The 1,868-nt window shown below is 65.6% G+C and carries 1 protein-coding gene and 1 pseudogene; both read left to right on the top strand.

Features of this window, described 5'->3' with window-relative positions:
* Positions 1–511 (top strand): annotated as a pseudogene (locus WBB85_RS05300) (hypothetical protein); the annotation flags it as partial.
* A gap of 16 nt (positions 512–527) precedes the next feature.
* The coding region (locus WBB85_RS05305) for an NAD-dependent succinate-semialdehyde dehydrogenase (protein ID WP_432637586.1) at positions 528–1,868 on the top strand (1,341 nt) is incomplete at its 3' end.

Raw genomic sequence — 1,868 nt, forward strand, 5'->3', positions numbered from 1 at the left:
CGAAGCCGCCCCCGCAGTGCCAGAACGCGCTGCCGCAGTTCAGACCGCCTTTCAGATCGGCGCCCGCGCACCGATGGCCGGTACCATTGCCTTCCTTACGCGGATGGAAGCCGAAGCAGGCACCACCCTGCGGCCTGACACGCTCTGGACCCGCTTCGCCGCCGACGCGCTGCGCGCCGCAACCGGTGCCGCCGAGATCACTGTCGAACTGATCGCACTCGGCGCAGCCCCGCGACGGCTTGCAAACCCCGACCATGCTCGGCTGTCGGCGCAGCCGGAGGACATGAGCGACCGGCCCGCCGCGATTGTCCTTCGCGACCTGACGGCAAGCCCGATCACGACGATGCGCGTCGGCCCCGGTCCCGCGCCAACGCTAAGCGTCGGCACGGATGGTGAAAGCTACGCCCTTACGCTGGATTATACCGATGGCCAGTTGTCCGAAGATACTGCCGTCGCCCTCATCACCGGCTTCGCCGAGCGCCTGTCCGAACCGCTTCTCCACCTGATCTGACCCTTGAGGAAACCCAATGTTCCAGACTGACCTCTATATCGACGGACAGTGGCGCCCCGGCGCGTCGGGCACCCGTTTCGACGTGATCAACCCGGCGACTGAGGAGGTGCTGGCCTCTGTTGCCTCGGCCGAGATTGCAGATGCCGATGCCGCGCTCGAGGCAGGCGAAGCCGCGATGAAAGACTGGGCGGCCCGCACCCCGCGCGCGCGATCCGAAGTGCTGCGCAAGGCGTGGGAGCTGATGTCGGACCGGCTGGAGGATTTCGCCCGCCTGATCACGCTTGAAAACGGCAAGGCCCGCGCCGACGCGATGGGCGAGGCTACCTATGCCGCCGAGTTTTTCCGCTGGTTCGCGGAAGAAGCCGTCCGCGCCGACGGGTTGATCACTCATGCGCCCGCCTCAGGCGCGCGGATTATTGTCCAGCACAAACCCGCAGGCCTTGCGGTTCTGGTAACGCCCTGGAACTACCCCGCCGCCATGGGCACCCGCAAGATCGCCCCCGCGCTGGCCGCCGGTTGCGCGGTGATCATCAAGCCCGCGTCCGAGACGCCGCTGACCATGCTGGCGCTGATGCCGCTTTTGGAAGAGGCGGGCGTACCGAAGGGTCTTGTCAACGTGCTGCCCTCGCGCAAGAGTGGGGCACTTGTCGATCACATGCTGCATGATCCGCGCGTTCGGGTGGTCAGCTTTACCGGCTCGACCGGAGTCGGCCGCAAACTGTTGCATTCCGCCGCCGATCAGGTGCTGAAACCGGCGATGGAATTGGGCGGCAACGCCCCGCTCATCGTCTTTGAGGATGCCGATCTGGATGTAGCCGTCGAAGGCGCGATGCTGGCCAAGATGCGTAACCTCGGCGAAGCCTGCACCGCCGCGAACCGGATCTACGTGCATGCCTCTGTGGCCGGAGCATTCACTTCGAAATTCACCGCCGCGATGGCCGCGCTGAAACTCGGCGACGGCAGCGACCCCTCGGTCGATGTCGGCCCCTTGGTCAATGCCGACACCCGCGACAAGGTCGCGGCGTTCGTGGATGACGCCATGGCCAAGGGAGCGACACTTGAACTTGGCGGCAAGGCACCGGGTGGCAAGGGGTTCTTCTACCCACCCACGGTGCTGTCAAACGTGCCAGAAACCGCCGAATGCGTGCATGACGAGATCTTCGGCCCGGTCGCCGCAATTCAAAGCTTCACGGATCAGACCGATGTCGTCGCCCGGGCCAATGCCACGGAATACGGGCTTGTCGCCTATGTCTTCACCGCAGACATGAAGCGCGGCCTGCAGGTCTGCGAGCGGCTTGACTACGGCATGGTCGGCCTAAACCGCGGCCTCGTCTCGGACCCTGCCGCCCCTTTCGGC

Source organism: Albidovulum sp., from assembly GCF_049646345.1.
GTDB lineage: Bacteria > Pseudomonadota > Alphaproteobacteria > Rhodobacterales > Rhodobacteraceae > Albidovulum.